Here is a 23,404-nt window from a genome sequence, read left to right as displayed (position 1 = left end):
AAGCATATGCGTAACGCAATACTCGTTTATTTGATGGTCGCATTTTCAATGCCTTGTTTGGCTAAGGAAATCGTTAATGATGAGCTTGATAGCTATGATAAAATATCCGGAATGTCTGGAACTATTTCTTCTGTAGGTTCGGACACCCTTGCGACCTTGACCTCTGTGTGGGCGGAAGATTTTCAACGTATTTACCCTAATATTAATATGCAGCTTCAATCTTCAGGCTCATCAACGGCACCAACAGCTTTGACCGAGGGAACGTCACAACTAGGCCCAATGAGTCGCCCTATGAAAGTCAAAGAATTGGAGGCTTTTGAGCGTCAATATGGATATCCACCGATTCAATTAAAAATCGCCATTGATGCAATTGGTATTTTTGTACATAAAGATAATCCAATTGAAGGTTTGAACTTTTCACAAGTGGATGCCATTTTTTCATCCACATTAAAATGTGGGGCAACTGCGCCATTAAATAAATGGCAACAACTAGGGATAGATACCGAGTGGGCTAAGTTAGGTTTCCAACTGTTTGGTCGTAATTCGGTATCAGGCACTTATGGTTACTTTAAGCAACATGCACTGTGTAAAGGTGATTTTAAAAGGCAAGTGAATGAACAACCTGGTTCGGCTTCTGTTGTGCAATCTGTCGCCTCATCAATTAACAGCATTGGTTATTCTGGAGTGGGTTATCAAGTATCAAAAGCGAAATTGATTCCTATTGCTCTGAAAGGGCAAGATTATATTTACCCAACCAGAGATAATATTTTAGATGGTCGTTATCCACTCGCTCGTTATTTATATATTTATGTAAATAAAAATCCATTAAAGCCTCTGCCCCGGCCACAGGCTGAATTTTTAAAGTTTATCTATTCCAAACAAGGGCAGATAGGAGTAGAGAAGGATGGTTATGTTGCGTTATCACGTGAACTGGCCAATGCTCAACTGCAGAAGGTCGGCTTGCGTTAATTTATTCGAGAATTCATTAGAAAAATGATAAACGTTTTCTAAACAGCTTAGGTATAATCTCTAGCAATAAAAACAGTCTTGGAAAAGGCTGTTTTAACGATCAAAAAAGTTGTAATGGCAATCAAGGGTATATCACTTTAAAAACTGAGGTTCCAACCCGCATTGGTCCAATATTGCTGCTCTGTTTGTAAGTCGGCATGTAATAAGCGATTATTATCTAGCCAATCTTCATCTTCACAAGCCAGCTTCCATCGTTGATCTGTGCCTTCTTCATCCTTTCCACCGTTTATTGTTTCCACGGAAATAGTCAATTTAGGCAGCTCATTTTCTTCTTTTCTCTGTCCATTAACGACGATCGCTAAACGTAATATGGCAATTAAAGGCAGTATTTGTTTTTTCTTATAAATGGTTAATTCGGGCATTTCTTGCAGTTTAAGGGCTTTACGTTGAAAGCGAACTAATGCAGCAAGAACTTGTTGTTGTTCTTGGTTAAATCCCGGCATGTTGGTGTGTTGAAGGATATAAGCAGAATGGCGATGAAAGCCTTTATAGCTAATACTAAGCCCTACTTCATGTAGTAAGGCTCCCCAGGATAATAAGCTGCAAAGTCCACTTTTAGGTTTTATATCGAGTTCTGAACCTACTTGTTTTAAAAAGCGCTCTGCTTGATTGCGTACATTTTTAGCATGACTCACATCAACTTGATGTTTATCGGCAAGGTTTTCTGCGGTACGCATGCGAATATCTGAACGCTGGAATCGTTCTTCCATTTCATACATTAAACCTTCACGTAATGCACCATCGGAAAAATGCAGTTGTTTAATGCAAAACGATTCAAATATAGCTAATAAAATTGCAACACCCGCTGCAAATACAGGTTTACGTTCATCGGTTAAACCTTCGAGCTTAATATCATCAATTTGATCGAGTTTGCACAATTCTTCAACCAGTTGGTTGAGTCGTTCTAAGGTGATTATGCCATCTTCATGCCCCATACCAATGAGGACTTCTCGGATTGCTTTTATCGTACCCGAAGATCCTATTGCCGCATCCCAACCTAACTTCTTATATGGTTTACATAAGGCTTCTAACTTTTGCTGAGCCGCTAAGATAGCTTTAGAGAAATTCTTTTTGGATAATTTTCCATTGTGGAAAAACTTATTGGTATAACTGACGCAACCTAACTGCTTACTATTAAGTCGTTGAGGTTCAAAGCCTGCACCAATGATCATTTCAGTACTACCACCACCGATATCAATAACAAACTTTTTCTTCCATTCAGGTTGAGTATGAGCAACGCCTAAATAAATTAAACGCGCTTCTTCAACACCATCAATCACTTCAATTGGAAAGGGTAATATATGGCGAGCACGAGAGAGAAATATATGGGCATTATTGGCTTGGCGAAGCGTGTGTGTAGCCGCGATTCTAACGTTATCGGCATCGAAGTCTTGTATACGTTCAGCAAACATGGCGAGACAATCCAAGCCACGTTGCATTGCGGTATTGTCTAGGTTCATGTGTGAGTCCAAACCATCAGCTAACCGAACACGTTGTTTATGGCGACTGACAATTTGCAAATCATGATCAGTGACTTTGGCCACCACCATGTGAAAACTGTTTGAGCCTAAATCGATAGCGGCAATGTGCCTAATACTTAGTTCGGTTGCTAGATTCATAAATACCTATTTATTCTGTTTTTAAACGAGCCTTCCTTTCAATTTGCTTTAAATAATCATAAATAGCAATTTGTGAACGAACTTTTTTTCGGTTGCCGCGTGGTACATAGTTGTTACTCATCTCTTTATCGATACGCCTAGCTTTGACGGTATCAATAAAATGAATATTGAGAATATCGATGATCCGTTGTTTTAATCGTTGAGAGTGGATAGGAGTGGCAACTTCAATTCGATAATCTAAGTTACGTGTCATCCAGTCGGCTGAAGAAATATAAACTTTTGGATCGCCATTATTTTCAGTCACAACGACCCTAGGGTGTTCTAAAAATCGGTCGACAATACTAATAATTGAGATGTTTTCACTTACCCCAGGGATGCCAGGTACTAATGAACACATACCGCGAACGATCATGCGGATTTTAACCCCAGCATTGCTTGCACCGTATAACTTATTAACGAGGCCTTTATCGACTAGGTTGTTTACTTTTAAAGTAATACCAGCGGGGCGACCTTCTTTAGCAATGGCGATTTCATTGTCTATTAATTTATAAATTTGTTGGCGAGCATTACGTGGTGACACCATTAATTGAGTGAATTTGACTGGGCGATATGGATTTTCGATATAGCCGAAGACACTTTTCACTTCGCTGGTTAATTGTGGATCTGCAGTTAACAAAGCGAAGTCGGTATAAATTCGTGCGGTTTTTTCGTGAAAGTTACCAGTACCAATATGAGCGTAACGCTTTAATTCATCATCTTCTCTACGAGTAATCAGTAATAGTTTTGAGTGTATTTTTAATCCTGGTGCGCCGAAAATAACATGTACACCGGCATCCGTTAGTAATTTAGCCCATTCAATATTGGCTTCTTCGTCAAAACGAGCTTGCAGCTCAACCACAACAGTGACTTTCTTTTTGTTGTGTACCGCATCCATCAATGAATTCATTAGCTTTGAGTTTTTGGCAACACGATAAATATTGATTTTGATACTGATTACTTTGGGATCAAAAGATGCCTGTCGAACCAACTCGGTAATATGGTCAAAGCTGTGATACGGGTAATACAATAAAATATCTTGCGCACTGATGGCTTCAAAGTTATTTGGATAACCATCAAAATCAGCACATTTAAGTGGAGCTAACGGTTTGTTTTCTAAATAATCTCTTCCTACGTTTGGAAAGCCAGTGAAATCTTTGAAGTTATGATAACGACCACCAGGAATTAAGCTGTCATAACTACTCATATTGAGTTTTTCACATAAATATTTCAGTAGATCTTCTGGCATATCTCGTTGATAGACGAGTCGCACAGGCATAGCAGTCAGACGTTGGTTGACCCCTTCCGACATCTGCTCTAATAAACTGTGTTCAACCTCATGGCGTAAATCATATTCAGCGTCACGAGTCATGGTCATGGTGTAACAATTAAGCTCATCGTATTGAAAGAAGCCTTTGAAAATATCATCCAGACAAAAGCGAATAATATTATCAAGCAATATAATTGTTTTACGCCTCTTACCTTTTTGTTCCGGTACCATAATGAAGCGAGGGAGATGATCGGTTGGAATATCAATTAAGGCATAATTCTTTTGGTCTTGATGAATGATTTCCGCAGTAAGGTAAGAATGTTCATCCTTTAAAAAGCTCAGTACATCGGTATCTTTATTCATCAAAAAGGGAGTGATGTGAGGAAGCACTTCACGTTGGAAATATTTTCTGATCCATTTTTGTTGAGATTCTTGCAACTGTGATTCATTAACTAAGAATATGCGACGTCGAGCCATTTCAAGTATTAATTCATTATATAATTCATCAAATCTTTGATTTAGCTTTAATACTTTTGACTGCATCTTGGTTAAAAGATGTTTAGGGCTGTCGTTATTACCACTTTCTTGGCTAATTAAAATACGGCGTTTTACATCAGCAAAGCGAACTTTATAAAACTCATCTAAATTACTAGAAAAGATCCCTAAAAAACGTACACGTTCAATCAGGGGAACGGTTTTATCGGCCGCTTCTTGTAAGACTCGTTCATTAAAAGATAGCCAACTTAGTTCTTTTTCTATGTAGAGTTTCTCGGAGCTCATTTTACCATCCAGCATGTATTAGTAGAGAAGGGGAGAATGGAATCCTTTATCATATCTAATAGAGTACGTTAGTGGTTTTTTGTGACACTTTTATTTCAATGAGGCTTATATAAAGAAGCAATGGTAGTAAAATCAAGTACAAATCAAAGTATAGTAATAAAACTGTCACACAATCGACATATTATGTCATTAATCAAAAAAGGTACTGTGGAACATGGCTCAAGTCGATACTTTCTTTCAACAACGAGATAAAAGGCGATGGCTAACAGATCGCTTTGCAAGCTCGGTGATTAAACTAGGGGGGATTAGTGTTCTTATCGCTTTAGTATTACTGATTTTCTATTTGATTGTAGTCATTGCACCTATATTTTCTCCTTCAGGTATAAAGCTAAAAAGTGAATACTTACTTACCCCTGGTCAATCTATAAATAAAATACTTGCTGTTGGTGTCGATGATGATAGTAGTACGGTTTTTCGTTTTACTGATGATGGGAAATTAGTTTTTTCTACACTCAACCCATCTTTAAATTCCTCTGTTAACACTAGTCAAAAGGTCGATCCGTTATTGGTGAGCCAAATTGTTGAGCACCCGGTAGCCTTTAAGGCAGCTGAAATCAGTTCTCGTTGGTATGCTTATGCCGATAATCAAGGAAGAATCTATGCGGTTCAACCCAAGTTTACGACTGTGTTTACCTCTGATGGTCGTCAGTCTTCTCCCAGCTTTAGTTCTTTTGCCGATAATCCAGTCTCCCTTGATCGTGATGGGGTCGCGATTCGCCAGTTTGATTTTTCTATACAGGCGAAACAGGCGACCTTTGTTGGTATTAATCAGCATGGTGAGTGGCGCGCTATTGGTTATCAAAATACTTCTCAATTTGGGGATGTTGAATCACACTGGCAAAGCTCTTCATTGAATCTACCCAGTTTATCTCCTAATGTGAAAGATTTTGTACTCACACAAGATGGGCAGACCTTATATGTGTTATATCCTGATTCGATCAGTGTTTTAAAGCGTAATGATGCAGGTTTTCTATTGCGGGAAAGTGTCGCTTTAGTGAGTACTTCTATTAAGAAAGATACTCAAAAAGAAAAGGCGCCATCGGTACAAGGCGTTAAGCTGGATTTACTTTCTGGGGCTTATTCCGTTTTAGTTACTCAATCGGATGGTACGGTTTCTCAATGGTTTGATGTATTGAAAGAAGGAAAGCGACAGTTTACTCACATTCGTGATTTTGATTCAGGTAACAAGATCAAAACGGCTTTTGTTTTGCCAGACTTTTATCGTAAAGGTTTCTTTTTGTTTGATGAAATGGGGCGAGTCAATAATTTTTATACGACTTCAGATGATAAAGTATTCTCGAAAAAAATTGCTCAAACATTACCTATAGCTGCGGCGACCTCATCCAATGAGCAATTTTTAATTACCGCTTTTCAAGACAAACTATCGCTATTTAAGGTTGATAATCCTCATCCTGATATTTCGTTTACCTCTTTATGGAAAAAGGTATGGTATGAGGGATACCCTGAACCTGAGTTTATTTGGCAATCTACAGCTGCTAGCAATGATTTTGAAGTGAAGTTTAGTCTGGTTCCTATCGCCTTTGGTACTTTAAAATCAGCATTATTTGCCATGATCTTTGCTGTGCCAATTTCTATTTGTGGTGCGGTTTATACGGCGTACTTTATGACACCAAAAATGCGCCGTTACGTAAAACCGACTATTGAGTTAATGGAAGCTTTGCCTACGGTGATTATTGGTTTTCTAGCGGGCTTATGGTTAGCCCCAATTGTTGAGTTAAATTTACTCAATACCATCTTGTTTATCGTGTTGTCACCTGTGGTGATTTTACTCGCAGCACTATTGTGGCAAGCAATGAGGAAATTTACTGGGATAGGTGACTATCAAGGTTGGATAGCGTTATTTCTAGTGCCTGTGATTATCGGTTTTGCTTGGTTGGTATTCAGCTATGGCCACTACCTTGAACATTGGTTGTTTGGTGGTGATGTTCGATTATTTATGTCCAATATGGGTATCGACTTCGATCAAAGAAATGCATTAATTGTTGGTTTTGCAATGGGTTTTGCGGTAATACCAACCATTTTTACCATTGCGGAAGATGCTATATTCTCCGTACCAAAACATTTATCCGATGGTGCTAGTGCACTTGGTGCGACGCCTTGGCAATGTTTAACTACCGTAGTGTTAGTCACTGCATCTCCCGGGATATTTTCAGCGGTGATGATGGGACTAGGGCGCGCGGTTGGTGAAACCATGATTGTACTGATGGCAACCGGTAATACTCCTGTGATGGATTGGAATATTTTTGAAGGCATGCGTACTTTGTCGGCCAATATTGCGATTGAGATGCCGGAATCAGAAGTCGGCAGTTCTCATTTCAGATTGTTGTTTTTATCGGCTTTCTTATTGTTTATTTTTACCTTTGTCGTCAACTCGATAGCAGAGCTAATCCGCCAACGTTTAAGGGATAAGTACAGTGCTTTATAGTTCATCGACAAAAGGTGGCTTGATATTTGGAGTGATACTTGGATTAAGAGGTCTGCCATGTTAAGCCGTTATCAATTTATTTGGATCAAATCTGGCAATCCTTGGGTATGGCTGACGGCTGGCGCGGTGAGTATTAGCCTTATTTCAGTATTAGGCTTACTGTTATTAATTGGCTGGAAGGGGCTGGTGTACTTTTGGCCTGCACCTTTATATCAATGGCAAGATGAGCATGGGCAGCGCTTGATAGGTCAGATTTATCAGCAAAGTTATGTTTCTCTTGATCAGCTATCAAATCAAGATAGGACGTGGCCAGACTCTGTATTGCAATCAGGGCAAGCACAGCGATTATCGATCAAGGTGGCTAACCGTGATATTTATCCGCGAGATTTTATTTCGGTATTATCAATAGATTTACATCATCAAGATACGCCTCGAGATCTTGCTGTTTTTGAGCGTACACATTCCGGGGACTTTTTTGGTCAACCCATATCATTTGAAAGCGAAGGCCAAGTTTATAAAAACTCATTACCTAAGCGCATTGCGATTGCGATACAAAATGCGGATGCGGTTCGAGAGAAAATTGATCATATTTTACAAAATGAGCTACAAGTTGTGACTCAACAACTTAATAAGTTACGTATTGAGAGGCAATTAAAGCAGAAAAAAGGCAAAGTGGCAGTCGTTAATCTTAAAACCTTAGATCAACGACAAGATGCGTTAGAGTCTAAGTTTACTTTGGCTGAAAGTAAGATTTTAGCATTGCAGGAACAACTATCATCAGCACGAGTGCTAGTGAAAGATATGAAAGGTGAGATTATTTCTTTACCTTTAGACTCAATATTAGATGTTTGGTACCCCAACGCAATGAGTTGGGGAGAAAAGGCTCATCATTGGGTTAAACAAGTTGGGAAGTTTTTACTCGATAATCCAAGAGAGTCGAATTCAGAGGGAGGTGTCTTTCCGGCTATTTTCGGTACAGTATTATTAGTGATTATCATGTCGGTGGTGGTGATGCCACTTGGTGTTATTGCTGCAGTTTATCTGCATGAGTACGCCGGAAATACCATGCTTACACGATTGATTCGAATCTCAGTAGTTAATCTCGCTGGTGTACCATCGATTGTCTATGGCGTGTTTGGTCTAGGTTTCTTTGTCTATACTATAGGTAATTCGATTGATGAGTTGTTCTATTCTGATACCTTACCTACGCCGACGTTTGGTACTCCTGGTTTGCTATGGTCTGCGATGACGTTAGCAATATTAACTTTACCCGTAGTGATTGTTGCTACAGAAGAAGGATTAGCTCGGGTCCCAAACTCAGTTCGACATGGCTCTTATGCTCTAGGAGCAACTAAGTTCGAAATGCTATGGCGAACCGTGTTGCCTATGGTTAGTCCAGCAATCATGACGGGTTTAATTCTTGCTGTTGCAAGGGCGGCAGGAGAAGTGGCCCCTTTGATGCTGGTAGGGGTTGTGAAGTTGGCTTCTAATTTACCAGTTGATGGTAATTTCCCATTCCTACACTTAGAAAGAAAATTTATGCATCTTGGTTTTCACGTTTATGATGTGGGTTTCCAAACGCCGAATATTGAAGCGGCAAGGCCATTGGTATTTGCGACGTCATTTTTATTGATCACAGTAGTCGTCGGTCTCAATATTACTGCAATCATGATCCGTAATAATTTACGCGAAAAGTTTAAGATATTAGGAAACGATTAATATGCTTTCGATTCATTCGGCGCTTGGGTATCCTGAACCTTTAGATGTTCATAACTTAACTGAAAAACAAACGGCGATTTCTATTGATGGCTTGGACTTGTTTTACCATAAAACTCAAGCCTTAAAAGATATTAGTATGCGTATTCCTAAAGGCCAGGTGACGGCTTTTATCGGACCTTCTGGTTGTGGTAAATCGACCTTGTTGCGCTGTATCAACCGTATGAATGACTTGGTAGATGGTTGCCGAGTGGAAGGCGAAGTTCTTTTAAATGGTAATAATATTTATCACCCTAATGTTGATGTCGCGAGCTTACGTCGACGAGTGGGGATGGTATTCCAACGTCCTAACCCTTTCCCTAAATCAATTTATGAGAATGTGGTGTATGGGTTACGTTTGCAAGGGATCAAAGATTCTCGTTCTTTAGATGATGCTGTTGAGCGTTCATTACGAGCGGCGGCCTTATGGACTGAAGTCAAAGATCGCCTACATGAAAGTGCTTTTGGATTATCTGGTGGTCAGCAGCAACGTTTAGTGATAGCTCGCGCCATCGCCATTGAGCCTGAAGTCTTATTACTCGATGAACCGACATCTGCTTTAGATCCGATTTCGACATTGACGATTGAGGAGCTGATCTCGGAATTAAAAACCAAATACACAGTGGTGATTGTTACACATAATATGCAGCAAGCTGCGCGAGTAAGTGATCATACCGCTTTTGTGCACATGGGACAGCTGGTGGAGTATAGCGATACCGATTCAATTTTTACTTCGCCAAGAATGAAGAAAACTGAAGATTACATTACTGGACGATACGGTTAATCTATTGTCAGTAAATAAGTGATGGTAAATAAGGATTTAAAATAGAATGCAACTTGGTCGTCATATTTCAGGGCAGTTTAATGTCGAACTTGAATCCATTCGTACTCACGTATTAGCGATGGGTGGCTTAGTTGAAGAGCAACTTTCTCTGGCATTACATGCGCTGTATAAACGCGATTCTCAATTAGCCACTAAGGTTAAGCGTAATGATGACAAAGTGAATCAAATGGAAGTGGCGATTGATGAAGCTTGTACACGCATTATTGCCAAAAGGCAACCAACCGCAAAAGATTTACGTTTGGTGATGGCGATCATTAAAACTATTTCCGATCTGGAACGAATTGGTGATGTCGCGACTAAATTAAGTTATGTCGCACAAGAAGCATTTGCACCGAAACAAGAAACTTTGATTGTTTCAGTCGAAGCGTTTGGTCGCATGGCGGTCAATATGCTACATCAAGTGTTAGATGCTTATGCTCGCATGGATGTTCAAGCCGCAGCGGCGGTATATCGTATGGATGATCAGTTAGATGCAGAACATAAAAAAGTTCAGCAGCAGATGATCAATTTTATGATGCAAGACCCTAGTTCAGTACCCAAAGTGATGCAAATAGTTGCCTGCGCTCAATCGATAGAAAGGGTCGGTGATCGTTGCCAGAACATCTGTGAATACATCATTTACTTCGTACAAGGTAAAGATGTTCGTCATGATAAGGATTATTTAGAATCTTTAATGTAAGGTAAATAGTTAGCTTTTCATTGTGAAAATGGCGACCAATTGAGGTCGCCATTTTTATTCAATTGCTATTAAATGCCTACTTTTCAAAAGCACTGGATGGTTTGCTTCACCGCTTGAATGATTTGTTTACTGGTTACCGGAATTGCAAAATCATCGATTGAATCTGAACCCATTTTTGCGCTATCAGCGTGCAGTTTCATGTGACTAGGGCGAGTGGTTTTTCCTGAAAGGTGAATCTCGTGAATGCCAGTTTGCTTGATTATTTGCGCTGCATTATCAATGTTGACACCTGCGCCAGCCATAATCGAAAATCGCCCTTGAGCTTGTTCAACCATTTCCGCGATAACGTTAATACCTTGTTCTGCGGTACTTGCCAGCCCTGACGTTAATATGCGCTCACAACCTAGTTCTGCAATATCTTCTAATGCTTGTTTAGGATCTCGACATTGATCAATCGCTCGGTGAAAAGTCACGCCCATACCTGAAGCCGCTTCGATAAGACGCTGACATATTGCTTTATTTACCTCACCTTCTTCGGTAAGTGCACCAATTACAATGCCTTGCAAGCCCGCTTGTTTAGCGCAAAGCACATCTTCTAACATCGATTCAACATCTTGCTCGCTATACAGAAAGTCACCTTGGCGAGGGCGAATCATGGCGTAAACCGGGACACTTGAGTATTGCGCGGCTTTCTTCATAAAACCATAGCTAGGAGTTAAGCCACCTAACGCAAGGGATGAACATAGTTCAATACGAGTCGCACCACCTTCAATCGCAAGGTGTAGGGATTCTAAATTATCAATACAGACTTCTAATTCAATGGTCATGATAAGCTCTAAGCTAAAAAGTGATGGTGTATTGTAAAACAAAAAAAGCCCCGCACAATGGCGGGGCTCAATAAACCGTTTAGGCTAAATTATTTTTTGCCTAGGTCATCTGAGTGCTCAGATAGGAACGAAGCAACACCTTTTGGAGATGCGTCCATACCTGCTTTACCTTCTTCCCACTGTGCTGGGCAAACTTCACCGTGTTTTTGGTGGAAGTTTAGTGCGTCAACCATACGCAGCATTTCATCAATGTTACGACCTAGAGGAAGATCGTTAACCACTTGGTGACGTACAAGACCGTCTTCGTCGATTAGGAAAGAACCACGGAAAGCAACGCCTGCTTCTGGGTGCTCAACATCGTATGCTTTAACGATTTCGTGTTTAACGTCAGCAACTAGAGGGTATTTAACTTGACCGATACCGCCGTCAGCGATAGCAGTGTTACGCCATGCGTTGTGTGAGAATTGTGAATCGATAGAAACACCGATTACTTCAACACCTTTAGCTTGGAAATCTTCGAAACGCTTGTCGAAAGCGATTAGCTCTGATGGGCAAACGAATGTGAAGTCTAGAGGGTAGAAGAAAACAACGGCTTTCTTGCCTTTAGTGAATTCTGCAAAGTTGAATGTATCAACAATTTCACCGTTACCTAGAACTGCTGCTGCTGTGAAATCTGGGGCTTGACGACCTACTAGTACCATTTTATTGCTCCTAAATTTTTCTTTGATATAAAAATCAATACTCAAACTTCTGTGTCTGAGTTTTGTTTCAACGCGACAAACTATAGTACAAGTTGTAGTATGAAAAAAAGCGAAATAAACCGATTAACCTTATCGAAAAAAGCGATTATCTTTAATTTGTGATCGCAGCATGATTTCACGACAACTTCATCGAAATTTAATATGACTAAATGGCCAAGTTTAAAACAGCTACATTATCTGGTGACGCTTTATGAAACACGTCACTTTAGCGAAGCGGCAGAGCGTTGCTTTGTTAGCCAATCGACTTTGAGTAAAGGTATTCAAAATTTAGAATCCTTAATTGGTTGCCCACTTTACGAAAAAAAAGATAAAAAGAGCCCGCTGGTTTTTACTTTGGCAGGTAAGCAAGTGGTGAAGCAAGGACGGGACCTCTTAGCCAAAAGCCAAGATCTACTTGAATTAGGATCGTTGTGTCAGGGTCATACGATGCAAGGTCAATTAAGAGTTGGCTGCATTCCTACCATTGCACCGTTTTTACTGGGAGGATTGGTACAGGAAGTTAATCAACGCTTTCCGCAACTGACTTTATTATTACGTGAAGATACTACGACCAATTTATTAAAAGCTTTGCGTAATGGTGATTTGGATGTGTTGATCTTGGCGATGCCGATGGAAATTGATGGAATGGAATGTAGAATCGTTGGCCAAGACCCGTTTCGTATGATCATCAGCCGAGAGCAGGCCGGTTCGATCCGCATTCCTCTGCGTTATGATGATCTTCCGGATGAATCGGTGTTCTTGCTTGAAAATGAACATTGCTTAACTGAGCACGCGGTGTCGGCATGTAAATTAACCAAGAAAGAAAAAATTAACCCATTTTCCGCCACTAGTTTGCATACTTTAGTGCAAATGGTGGCCAATGGATTAGGCACGACTTTTATTCCTCAAATGGCGATTAACCACGGTTTAGTGGATAACCAAAACATTGTTATAATTGAGCCTCCGGAGAAAAGTGCTCACCGTCAAATTGGTTTGATTTGGCGACCAAGCTCAAATCGTACGACGACCTTTGAAACATTAGCCAATGTAGTAGAAGGTTTACTTTGATTCAATGAGCATCAAACTCTATACTAGCGCCAGATTTTTACACCGCTAATATCCAAATTGAATAATTGTTTAGCCTTAAAAAAGTGACCCTTCATGCAAGTATCTGATTTTGACTTCGAACTACCCGATGAGCTGATCGCTCGTTACCCTCAGCCACAGCGTACAGCAAGCCGACTATTACAGTTAGATGGCAATAGTGGTGATCTAACGGATGGGAAGTTTACCGATGTGTTGGATCTCGTTCAGCCGGGTGACTTAGTGGTATTCAATAATACTCGTGTTATTCCTGCTCGTGTGTTTGGACGTAAAGAGTCAGGCGGTAAAATTGAAGTATTAGTCGAGCGTGTATTGGATGAACATTCGATTCTTGCTCATGTCCGTGCGTCAAAATCCCCGAAGCCAGGAAATGCACTATTTTTAGGTGAAAATGACGAATATCAAGCCACCATGGTTGCGCGTCATGATGCATTATTTGAGATTCATTTTGATCATGAAAAAGGCGTGTTTGATATTTTAAATGAAATCGGCCACATGCCACTCCCGCCTTACATCGATCGCCCTGATGAAGATACCGATAAAGAGCGTTATCAAACCGTCTATAATCAAAAGCCAGGTGCGGTTGCCGCGCCAACCGCCGGATTGCATTTTGATAATGAACTTTTAGAGAAAATTAAAGCCAAAGGTGTCGAGTTTGCGTATGTGACTCTACATGTTGGTGCTGGTACTTTTCAGCCAGTTCGTGTCGATGATATTAACGACCACCACATGCATTCTGAATATGTGGAAGTGCCACAAGATGTGGTTGACGCTATTAACGCGACTAAAACTCGTGGTGGACGAATTGTTGCCGTAGGAACAACTTCGGTGCGTTCATTAGAAAGTGCAGCGCAAAATGCTAAGCAAAAAGGCACCGAGCTTGTCCCATTTTTTGGTGATACAGAAATTTTCATTTACCCAGGTTATGAATATCAATTAGTTGACGTACTTATCACTAATTTTCATTTGCCTGAGTCTACTTTGATTATGTTAGTGAGTGCTTTTGCTGGCTATGAGCATGTGATGAACGCTTATCAACATGCTGTAAATAAAGAATATCGCTTCTTCAGTTATGGTGATGCGATGTTTGTTACAAAGCGAGACTCGTAAGCTCGAATCTCGTTACTCGATATACGAGGCTCGATAGACGAGCCTCGATTTTTCGTTGGACTGTTTATCCGACATTTTGGAGGCTTCGTGAAATACGAACTAATTAAAAAAGACGGCGTCGCTCGTCGTGGACGCTTAACCTTTAAGCGTGGATCGGTTGAAACCCCTGCATTTATGCCGGTGGGTACTTATGGTACTGTTAAAGGTATGACGCCAGAAGAAGTGAAAGATACTGGTGCGGAAATTTTGTTGGGTAACACTTTCCACTTATGGCTTCGTCCTGGTCAAGAGATCATGAAATTACATGGTGATTTGCATGACTTCATGAACTGGCAAGGCCCTATTTTGACCGATTCAGGCGGCTTCCAAGTATTTAGCTTAGGTAAAATGCGCAAAATTACCGAAGAAGGCGTGCACTTTCGCAATCCTGTAAATGGTGATCGAATTTTTATGGACGCAGAAAAGTCGATGGAAATTCAAAAAGATCTAGGCTCTGACATCGTAATGATTTTCGATGAATGTACGCCATATCCTGCTACCTATGAAGAAGCGCGTAAGTCGATGGAAATGTCATTACGCTGGGCGCAACGTAGTCGTGACCATTTCGATAAGCTTGAAAATCCAAATTCTCTATTCGGAATCGTTCAAGGTGGTGTGTACGGTGATTTACGTGACGTTTCAGTCAAAGGCTTAACGGAAATTGGCTTTGATGGTTACGCGGTGGGTGGTCTTGCGGTAGGTGAACCGAAAGAAGATATGCACCACATGTTAGAGCATACTTGCCCACAACTACCGGAAGACAAACCTCGTTACTTAATGGGAGTTGGCAAACCGGAAGATTTAGTTGAAGGTGTACGTCGTGGTATTGATATGTTCGACTGTGTGATGCCAACTCGAAATGCGCGTAACGGGCATCTGTTTGTAACAGGTGGCGTAATTAAGATTCGTAATGCGTCACATAAAACGGATACATCACCGCTTGATCCACAGTGTGATTGTTACACTTGTAAAAATTACTCAAAGTCTTATTTACATCATCTTGATCGTTGTAACGAGATTTTAGGTGCGCGTTTAAACACTATTCATAATCTTCGTTATTATCAACGTTTAATGGCAAGCATTCGCCTTGCAATTGATGAAGATCGTTTTGAAGAATTTGTACAAGAGTTTTATGCTCGTCGTGATCGAGAAGTACCACCACTACAAAAAGAACTACGAATGAGTGATTCATCACAATAACATCGTATTTTAAGTGAGGTAAGCGGCTCTTTGCCTTGAAAAAAGTAGAGAGCACCCCAATCTAAAACCAAATTATCAAAATCAGAAAAAGGAAATGTTTTAATGAGCTTATTTATTTCAGAAGCACACGCTGCAAGTGCTGGCCCAACTGGCGGTGGTATGGAAATGTTCATCATGCTTGGTATGTTTGCGTTGATCTTTTATTTTATGATCTACCGCCCTCAAGCAAAACGAGTAAAAGAGCATAAAAACTTAATGGCTGCGATGTCAAAGGGTGATGAAGTTATTACTGGTGGTGGCCTTGTAGGTAAAATCGTTAAGATTTCTGACGATAACGACTACATCCTACTAGCTTTAAATGAAAACAATGAAGTAACAATCAAGAAAGATTTCGTTACGGCTGTGCTACCTAAGGGTACACTTAAATCTCTTTAATTATAGTTAGTTAGCTATAAAAGCTAAAGGATACCCGCTGTGCTAAACCGTTACCCGTTATGGAAGTATCTGATGGTGGCTACTGCCATCTTAATCAGCGCGCTCTATGCCCTTCCAAATATTTACGGTGAAGATCCTGCGGTACAAGTCACTGGGGCGCGCGGCGCCTCAGTTGACATGTCTACACTGGATTCTATTAATACCGTATTAAAAGAAAACGATCTTGAAACACAGTCTGTTGCACTAGAAAATGGTTCTGTTCTCATTCGTTTCAAAGATACTGACTCTCAAATCAGTGCTCGCGATGTAATCAGCCAATCTATGGGTAAAGATTATATCGTTGCGTTAAACCTTGCCCCAGCGACACCGAACTGGCTTGACTCAATCGGTGCTACCCCAATGAAGCTTGGCCTTGATTTACGTGGTGGCGTTCACTTCTTAATGGAAGTGGATATGGATGCTGCGATGGAAAAACTCGTTGGCCAACAAGAAGAATCTTTCCGTAGTGATCTTCGTGATGAACGTATTCGCTACCGTGCTATTCGACCTTCAGGTAAAGATGCTGTTGAAGTGGTTCTACGTAATGAAGAACAACTTGAACAAGCGAAAAGTATTCTTTCCGATAAGTATCGCGATATGGTGTTTATTGAAGGTAAAAACAATACATTGATCGCTAAGTTTAATGAAGCTCGCTTACTTGAAATCCGTAACTACGCGGTTGAGCAAAATATTACGATTTTACGTAACCGTGTTAATGAACTAGGTGTTGCTGAACCACTTGTTCAACGTCAAGGTGCAAGCCGCATTGTCGTTGAATTACCAGGTGTTCAAGACACTGCGCGTGCTAAAGAAATTCTTGGTGCCACCGCAACGCTTGAATTCCGTCAGGTTGATGATAAAGCTGATTTGGCTGCCGCTGCCGCAGGTCGTGTACCAGTGGGTAGTGAAGTTAAATTTGATAAAGATGGCCGTCCGGCTGTACTGAAAAAGCGTGTAATTCTTGGCGGTTCAAGTATTACTGATGCAAGCTCTAGTACCGATGAGTATGGTCGCCCTCAAGTAAATATTTCTCTTGATAGCGAAGGCGGCAATAAAATGGCTGACTTCTCGAAGAAAAATATTGGCAAGTTAATGGCGACAGTCTTTACAGAATATAAAGACAGCGGTAAACGTACACCAGAAGGTAAAGTGGTATTGGCTAAACACGAAGAAGTGATTAACCAAGCAACCATCCAATCTGCTCTAGGCCGTAGCTTCCGTATTACTGGTATTGATTCAGCAGCTGAAGCGCATAACTTAGCACTATTATTACGTGCTGGTGCTTTGATTGCACCTATTTCAATTGTAGAAGAACGCACCATTGGTCCATCAATGGGGCAACAAAATATTGATAAAGGTATTCAAGCTTGTGTTTGGGGTATGGTGGCAGTAATGCTATTTACTCTGATCTATTACCGTCGATTTGGCTTTATTGCCAATATGGCATTAATGGCTAATTTAGTGTTAATTATTGGTGTGATGTCGTTGATTCCTGGGGCAACAATGACCCTGCCGGGTATTGCTGGTATCGTATTAACAGTTGGTATGGCAGTGGATGCGAACGTTCTTATCTTTGAGCGGATACGTGAAGAGCTAAAAGAAGGGCGTAGTCCTCAACAAGCGATCCACCAAGGTTATGCTAATGCCTTTAGTACCATTGCAGATGCAAACATTACCACGCTTATCACAGCAATTATTCTATTTGCAGTGGGGACTGGTGCGATTAAAGGCTTTGCGGTTACTCTGTCTATCGGTATTTTAACGTCTATGTTTACCGCTATCATTGGCACACGTTGTGTGGTTAACCTGATGTATGGCGGCAAACGTAATATCAAGAAATTGTCGATCTAAGGAAGAGTCATGTTTCAAATATTGAAAGCTAACAAAGCGATCGACTTTATGAGTTGGTCTAAGTTTGCCTTTGTGTTCTCTGGACTAATGATCGCAGCATCTTTGTTTACCATTTCAACTAAATGGTTTAACTGGGGGCTAGATTTTACCGGTGGTACTTTGATTGAGGTGTCATTTGAACATCCAGCCAACCTGCCGGTGCTACGTGAATCACTAGCTAAAGATGGCTTTGCCGATGCTACTGTTCAAAATTTTGGTTCTGCGCATGATGTGATGGTGCGTATGCGTCCACGGGAAGATGCAAAAGGTGAAGTCATTGGTAACCAAGTCCTTGAATCATTAAAACAAGGTACTGGTGATCAAGTAACACTTAAGCGTATTGAATTCGTTGGACCTAACGTTGGCGATGAGTTAGCCGAAGCGGGGGGGTTAGCGATTCTGATTTCTCTCCTTTGTATCTTAATGTATGTATCGATGCGTTTTGAGTGGCGTTTGTCTGCGGGGGCGGTATTATCACTCGCACACGATGTCACCATTACTCTCGGTATCTTCTCATTGCTACAAATTGAGATTGATTTGACCATCGTGGCAGCCTTGTTGACGGTAGTCGGTTACTCACTTAACGATACCATCGTAGTATTTGACCGTATCCGTGAGAACTTTCGTAAGATGCGTAATGGTCTACCGGGCGATATCATGAACTATTCAATCACTCAGACATTGAGCCGTACTTTGATTACATCTGGTACCACTTTGTTTGTGGTTATTGCTTTGTTCACTCAAGGTGGGGCGAATATTCACGGTTTTGCACTAGCATTATTGCTTGGTATTACTGTAGGTACTTACTCGTCAATTTACGTAGCTTCTGCACTAGCATTGAAACTAGGCTTAACACGTGAGCACTTGATGCCAACACAAGTTGAGAAAGAAGGTGCTGATCAAGAGTCAATGCTCCCTTAATTGGATATCAGCTCAAAAACAAAGGCTTTGGATTTTGGTTCAAAGCCTTTTTTATATTGAGTAACGCACAAACAAAAACGCCCGCAGAATATCAGCGGGCGTTTCTTCTATTCAATAGATATCCATCAAAGGATGAATTATTTCATCATACCTTCGTTAGAATGTTCACGAACGTGTTTTAAGATATGTTTCACACCACGTGCACTTGAAGCAACTAAGTTACCAGAAGCTAAGTAGTTAGTACCGCCAGCAAAATCAGTTAAGATAGCACCTGCTTCACGAGCGATAAGTTCACCTGCTGCGATATCCCAAGGCTTCAAGCCAAGTTCAAAGTAACCATCAACACGACCAGATGCTAAGTAACATAAATCTAGAGCTGCAGAACCAGTACGACGGAAGTCTGAACATTCTGTGAATAGGCCACCAACGATTTTTACGAAGCTTTCAGCGTGTTGTTTTTGTTTAAATGGGAAGCCAGTAGCAAGAATAGCACCATTCAAATCTTTAATAGGGTTAATACGTAGACGAGCGTTGTTTAACTGTGCGCCAGAACCACGTTGAGCGGTAAATAGCTCATTACGAATTGGATCGTAAACACAAGCAACTTCAGTTTTACCGCGCATACGTACAGCAATTGATACTGAGAAGTGAGGGAAACCTTTTACAAAGTTATTAGTGCCATCCAGTGGGTCAATGATCCATTGAACATCAGTATCTTTACCTTCGATAGAACCACCTTCTTCACCTACGATGCAGTGATCAGGGTAAGACTTCTTGATAGTGTCGATAATCAGTTGTTCTGCTTCTTTGTCGACGTTTGTGACAAAGTCGTTCTGACCTTTTTGAGTAGATTCAATCTTGTCAGTATTTTCTAATGATTTTGCAATATGGTTGCCAGCCATTCGTGCAGCACGAATAGCGATATTTAGCATAGGATGCATATAATTTTCCCAACGGATGTTAAAGAACGAAAAAAGCGGCGTGCAGTATACCAGAGTTTCTTTAAATAGAAAGCGTCTATTTTTTGTTCACTCGTAAATTGTCTCGATTAAGGTTGCATTTATTTGGTTTGGAATATGGTATTATTCAGTGAATTTTCACTATGACGAAGACTGCAATGTTAGACAACGTAAAAGTAATTTTAGTCGGTACCTCACATTCTGGGAATATAGGTTCTGCGGCAAGAGCAATGAAGGTGATGGGGCTAACCGAATTAGTCTTAGTGGCACCACAGTGTCAAGTTGATGAACAGACACTTTCTTTAGCATCTGGTGCTGGTGATGTAGCGGAAAATGCTCGCATTGTAGAAAGCTTAGATGAAGCTGTGTCAGACTGCGCATTAGTGGTTGGATCAAGTGCTCGTTCTCGTACGCTTGAATGGCCAATGCTTGAACCTCGTGAGTGTGGTGAAAAATTTATTCAAGAAGCTGAAAAAGGCAAAGTCGCTTTAGTGTTTGGTCGTGAAAGAACCGGGCTAACCAATGAAGAACTACAAAAGTGTCATTATCATGTTTGTATTCCGGCAAACCCTGAATATAGCTCGCTTAATTTAGCGATGGCAGTACAAACCTTAAGCTATGAGATCCGTATGGCTTGGCTTAACAAACAAGCAGGTCAATATCCAGAAGCCGTCGCTGAAGAATACCCAAGACATAAAGAATTGGAATTATTTTATCAACACCTTGAAAACACTATCTTGAATACCCAATTTATCTCTAAAGGTAAGCCAAATTTGGTGATGAATAAATTACGTCGCCTGTTTAGTCGTGCACGTCCTGAAATCCAAGAATTAAACATGTTAAGAGGTATTCTAACCTCGATTGAAAAGTCTATTCCTGATAAAAAATAGTTACTTATAAATACCTGACTAAAATGGTCAAATGAATACTTGACCATTTTAGTCAGGTATGAAATCATAGTTCCCATATACTTACTGTGGGTACGGTGCATATGAGACTTACATCAAAAGGAAGATACGCGGTAACAGCAATGTTGGATGTAGCTTTACATTCAAATCAAGGGCCTGTGCCGTTAGCGGATATTTCGGAACGCCAAGGGATTTCACTATCTTACTTGGAGCAACTTTTTTCACGATTACGTAAAGCTGGCTTAGTGGCGAGCGTACGTGGTCCAGGTGGTGGTTACCGCCTAGGTATCGAAGCGGATCAGATCGCAGTCGGTACTGTGATTTCAGCCGTTGATGAATCGGTTGATGCAACAAAATGTCAAGGTAAAGGCGATTGCCAAGGTGGCGTACGCTGCTTAACTCACACCCTGTGGCATGATTTAAGTGCTCGCATTAGTGAGTTCTTAGATGGTATTACGCTTGGTGAACTTATGATGAATAATGAAGTTCTTGATATCACCGAACGCCAGAATATAGAACTAATAGTGAATAACAGCTTTGGTAATAAAAATTACACTTCAGAAAAGAGTGATAAAGCGGGCACTGTTGGTATGAATGCTCATCTTTAACGTGAGCGAAAAGTTTTTACATTGGAGTAAAGAATGAAACTGCCTATTTATTTTGACTATTCAGCGACATGTCCGGTTGACCAACGTGTGGCGGAAAAAATGGTTCAATTTATGACGATGGATGGCACCTTTGGTAATCCTGCATCACGTTCTCACCGATTTGGTTGGCAGGCAGAAGAAGCGGTTGATCATGCTCGTGAGCAAATTGCAGACATCTTAAATGCAGACCCACGTGAAATTGTATTTACTTCTGGTGCGACAGAATCAGATAACCTTGCGATTAAAGGTGCTGCGCACTTTTATGGTAAGCAAGGCAAACATATCATCACTTGTAAAACTGAGCATAAAGCTGTACTAGACCCATGTCGTCAGCTAGAGCGTGAAGGTTATGAAGTGACTTATCTTGAGCCGGAAAGTTCTGGCTTAATTGATATTGAGAAGTTTAAAGCAGCACTACGTGAAGATACGGTTTTAGTTTCTATCATGCACGTCAACAATGAAATCGGTGTGATTCAAGATATCGAAGCGATTGGTGAATTATGTCGTGCAAACAAAACGATCTTTCATGTCGATGCAGCACAATCAGCAGGTAAACTACCTATTGATACCAAAGCATTAAAAGTTGATTTACTCTCTTTATCGGCGCATAAAATTTATGGCCCTAAAGGTATCGGTGCACTTTATATTCGCCGTAAACCGCGTATTCGTTTAGAAGCACAAATGCATGGTGGTGGTCATGAACGTGGTTTCCGTTCTGGTACTCTAGCAACTCATCAAATTGTTGGTATGGGTGAAGCTTTTGCTGTTGCTAAACAAGATATGCAAAAAGATTACGACCATGCATTAGCACTGCGTAATCGCTTGTTAGATGGCATCAAAGATATGGAAGCTGTGACAATTAATGGCGATCTTGAGCAACGTCTACCACACAACTTAAATGTAAGCTTTGCATTTGTTGAAGGTGAATCATTATTGATGGCACTAAAAGATCTTGCGGTATCTTCGGGTTCTGCATGTACATCTGCCAGCCTTGAGCCTTCGTACGTATTACGTGCACTAGGGCTAGATGATGAATTAGCACACAGCTCAGTTCGTTTCTCTTTTGGTCGTTTTACGACAGAAGAAGAAATTGACTATGCCGTTAAACAAATTCGTGTAGCAGTAGACAAACTCCGTGACATGTCACCATTATGGGACATGTACAAAGAAGGGATTGATTTGAACACCGTTGAGTGGGCTCATCATTAATCTCAAGGAAGTAGAGGATTCGAGGTAAACATTATGGCGTATAGCGAAAAAGTAATTGAACATTATGAGAACCCACGTAACGTTGGTTCTTTTGATAAAGAAGATCCTTCTATCGGTAGCGGTATGGTAGGTGCTCCAGCTTGTGGTGACGTAATGAAACTGCAAATTAAAGTATCACCAGAAGGCATTATCGAAGATGCGAAATTTAAAACCTATGGTTGTGGTTCTGCCATTGCATCAAGCTCATTAGTAACCGAGTGGGTTAAAGGCAAAAGCCTAGATGAAGCGGCTTCAATTAAAAACGCTGAAATCGCAGAAGAATTGGCATTGCCACCAGTAAAAGTCCACTGTTCAATTCTTGCAGAAGATGCAATTAAAGCGGCAGTGTCGGATTATAAAAAGAAACATCAACAATAATGTGAAATCAGGGGAAGGGTCCCCTTTCCTTGTTTTACTTAGGCATCTTTTTAATTTTTTACTCTATTTATTGATATTCACAAGGTTGCAGTATGGCCATTACCATGACAGACGCGGCAGCAAATCGCGTAAGAACATTCTTGGAAAACCGAGGCAAGGGCATTGGTCTTCGTTTAGGTGTTAGAACTACTGGGTGTTCAGGTATGGCGTATGTTTTAGAGTTTGTTGATCAACTAAACGAAGAAGATCAAACTTTTGAACATGATGGGGTAAAGATTATTATTGATCCTAAAAGTTTAGTTTACCTTGATGGCACCGAACTTGATTTCGTCAAAGAGGGGCTAAATGAAGGCTTTCAGTTTAATAACCCTAATGTGAAAGGTGAGTGTGGTTGTGGTGAAAGCTTCAACGTATAACCCTTCATGATAGGTACGATGGCAC

General features: G+C 40.7%; 21 protein-coding genes. 16 read left to right on the top strand and 5 right to left on the bottom strand.

Annotation, left to right across the window (positions count from 1 at the left end):
- Positions 1-6 precede the first annotated feature (6 nt).
- A complete protein-coding gene (locus ACN0T8_RS04670; RefSeq protein ID WP_417879453.1) occupies positions 7-969 on the top strand; it encodes a PstS family phosphate ABC transporter substrate-binding protein in 963 nt (320 codons plus the stop codon).
- 137 nt (positions 970-1,106) lie between these two features.
- Here ACN0T8_RS04670 and ppx read toward each other — a convergent pair whose 3' ends face one another.
- Entirely contained in the window at positions 1,107-2,648 is a 1,542-nt protein-coding gene (gene ppx / locus ACN0T8_RS04665) for an exopolyphosphatase (RefSeq protein ID WP_417879452.1), read from the bottom strand.
- A gap of 10 nt (positions 2,649-2,658) precedes the next feature.
- Positions 2,659-4,734, bottom strand: a complete 2,076-nt coding sequence (ppk1, locus tag ACN0T8_RS04660; RefSeq protein WP_417879451.1) for a polyphosphate kinase 1 — start codon at positions 4,732-4,734, stop codon at positions 2,659-2,661.
- Positions 4,735-4,948: 214 nt separating this feature from the next.
- Here ppk1 and ACN0T8_RS04655 point away from each other — a divergent pair, with 214 nt between their 5' ends.
- From ACN0T8_RS04655 to phoU, 4 genes are read left to right on the top strand one after another with little or no spacing between them, the layout of a single operon-like run.
- Entirely contained in the window at positions 4,949-7,240 is a 2,292-nt protein-coding gene (locus tag ACN0T8_RS04655) for a phosphate ABC transporter permease (RefSeq protein WP_417879450.1), read from the top strand.
- A gap of 57 nt (positions 7,241-7,297) precedes the next feature.
- Complete coding sequence (gene pstA / locus ACN0T8_RS04650; protein WP_417879449.1) at positions 7,298-8,959, top strand: phosphate ABC transporter permease PstA; 1,662 nt, start codon at positions 7,298-7,300, stop codon at positions 8,957-8,959.
- Between the two features lies 1 nt (position 8,960).
- Positions 8,961-9,779: a phosphate ABC transporter ATP-binding protein PstB gene (gene pstB, locus ACN0T8_RS04645; RefSeq protein ID WP_417879448.1), complete on the top strand. Its 819-nt coding sequence runs from the start codon at positions 8,961-8,963 to the stop codon at positions 9,777-9,779.
- A gap of 46 nt (positions 9,780-9,825) precedes the next feature.
- The gene (phoU, locus tag ACN0T8_RS04640; protein WP_417879447.1) at positions 9,826-10,518 is read left to right on the top strand and encodes a phosphate signaling complex protein PhoU; all 693 of its coding nucleotides are present in this window, start codon (positions 9,826-9,828) and stop codon (positions 10,516-10,518) included.
- A gap of 83 nt (positions 10,519-10,601) precedes the next feature.
- Here phoU and ACN0T8_RS04635 read toward each other — a convergent pair whose 3' ends face one another.
- A complete protein-coding gene (locus ACN0T8_RS04635) occupies positions 10,602-11,345 on the bottom strand; it encodes a copper homeostasis protein CutC (protein WP_417879446.1) in 744 nt (247 codons plus the stop codon).
- An 89-nt stretch (positions 11,346-11,434) separates the two neighbouring features.
- A complete protein-coding gene (locus ACN0T8_RS04630) occupies positions 11,435-12,046 on the bottom strand; it encodes a peroxiredoxin C (protein ID WP_027696756.1) in 612 nt (203 codons plus the stop codon).
- Between the two features lie 201 nt (positions 12,047-12,247).
- Between ACN0T8_RS04630 and ACN0T8_RS04625 the strand changes: the two genes are divergently transcribed.
- From ACN0T8_RS04625 to secF, 6 genes are all read left to right on the top strand, one after another.
- Positions 12,248-13,153 (top strand): hydrogen peroxide-inducible genes activator, encoded by a 906-nt coding sequence (locus tag ACN0T8_RS04625; protein WP_417879445.1) that lies wholly within the window; start codon positions 12,248-12,250, stop codon positions 13,151-13,153.
- 93 nt (positions 13,154-13,246) lie between these two features.
- Entirely contained in the window at positions 13,247-14,299 is a 1,053-nt protein-coding gene (gene queA / locus ACN0T8_RS04620; protein WP_417879444.1) for a tRNA preQ1(34) S-adenosylmethionine ribosyltransferase-isomerase QueA, read from the top strand.
- A gap of 87 nt (positions 14,300-14,386) precedes the next feature.
- On the top strand, positions 14,387-15,538 hold the full coding sequence (gene tgt, locus ACN0T8_RS04615; protein WP_417879443.1) for a tRNA guanosine(34) transglycosylase Tgt: 1,152 nt from the start codon (positions 14,387-14,389) through the stop codon (positions 15,536-15,538).
- Between the two features lie 102 nt (positions 15,539-15,640).
- Entirely contained in the window at positions 15,641-15,973 is a 333-nt protein-coding gene (yajC, locus tag ACN0T8_RS04610) for a preprotein translocase subunit YajC (protein ID WP_417879442.1), read from the top strand.
- Positions 15,974-16,012: 39 nt separating this feature from the next.
- Positions 16,013-17,863 (top strand): protein translocase subunit SecD, encoded by a 1,851-nt coding sequence (secD, locus tag ACN0T8_RS04605; protein ID WP_417879441.1) that lies wholly within the window; start codon positions 16,013-16,015, stop codon positions 17,861-17,863.
- 9 nt (positions 17,864-17,872) lie between these two features.
- The gene (secF, locus tag ACN0T8_RS04600) at positions 17,873-18,823 is read left to right on the top strand and encodes a protein translocase subunit SecF (protein WP_417879440.1); all 951 of its coding nucleotides are present in this window, start codon (positions 17,873-17,875) and stop codon (positions 18,821-18,823) included.
- Positions 18,824-18,960: 137 nt separating this feature from the next.
- On the opposite strand, the gene suhB is transcribed toward secF, so the two are convergent.
- Positions 18,961-19,764, bottom strand: coding sequence for an inositol-1-monophosphatase (suhB, locus tag ACN0T8_RS04595; RefSeq protein WP_144388254.1), 804 nt, complete (start codon positions 19,762-19,764; stop codon positions 18,961-18,963).
- Between the two features lie 176 nt (positions 19,765-19,940).
- Here suhB and trmJ point away from each other — a divergent pair, with 176 nt between their 5' ends.
- The 5 genes from trmJ to iscA all read left to right on the top strand — a co-directional run bounded on the left by trmJ (position 19,941) and on the right by iscA (position 23,379).
- Positions 19,941-20,672, top strand: coding sequence for a tRNA (cytosine(32)/uridine(32)-2'-O)-methyltransferase TrmJ (trmJ, locus tag ACN0T8_RS04590; RefSeq protein WP_417879507.1), 732 nt, complete (start codon positions 19,941-19,943; stop codon positions 20,670-20,672).
- 101 nt (positions 20,673-20,773) lie between these two features.
- Positions 20,774-21,298: a Fe-S cluster assembly transcriptional regulator IscR gene (iscR, locus tag ACN0T8_RS04585; RefSeq protein WP_417879439.1), complete on the top strand. Its 525-nt coding sequence runs from the start codon at positions 20,774-20,776 to the stop codon at positions 21,296-21,298.
- Between the two features lie 33 nt (positions 21,299-21,331).
- Positions 21,332-22,546, top strand: coding sequence for an IscS subfamily cysteine desulfurase (locus tag ACN0T8_RS04580; RefSeq protein WP_417879438.1), 1,215 nt, complete (start codon positions 21,332-21,334; stop codon positions 22,544-22,546).
- Positions 22,547-22,579: 33 nt separating this feature from the next.
- The gene (gene iscU / locus ACN0T8_RS04575) at positions 22,580-22,963 is read left to right on the top strand and encodes a Fe-S cluster assembly scaffold IscU (RefSeq protein WP_089123499.1); all 384 of its coding nucleotides are present in this window, start codon (positions 22,580-22,582) and stop codon (positions 22,961-22,963) included.
- A 92-nt stretch (positions 22,964-23,055) separates the two neighbouring features.
- Entirely contained in the window at positions 23,056-23,379 is a 324-nt protein-coding gene (gene iscA / locus ACN0T8_RS04570) for an iron-sulfur cluster assembly protein IscA (protein ID WP_089123498.1), read from the top strand.
- Positions 23,380-23,404 lie beyond the last annotated feature (25 nt).

Source organism: Vibrio sp., assembly GCF_048266485.1.
Taxonomy (GTDB): Bacteria; Pseudomonadota; Gammaproteobacteria; order Enterobacterales; family Vibrionaceae; genus Vibrio.
Note: the sequence above shows the minus strand (reverse complement) of the source record. Positions and strands in the feature narration are given on the sequence as shown.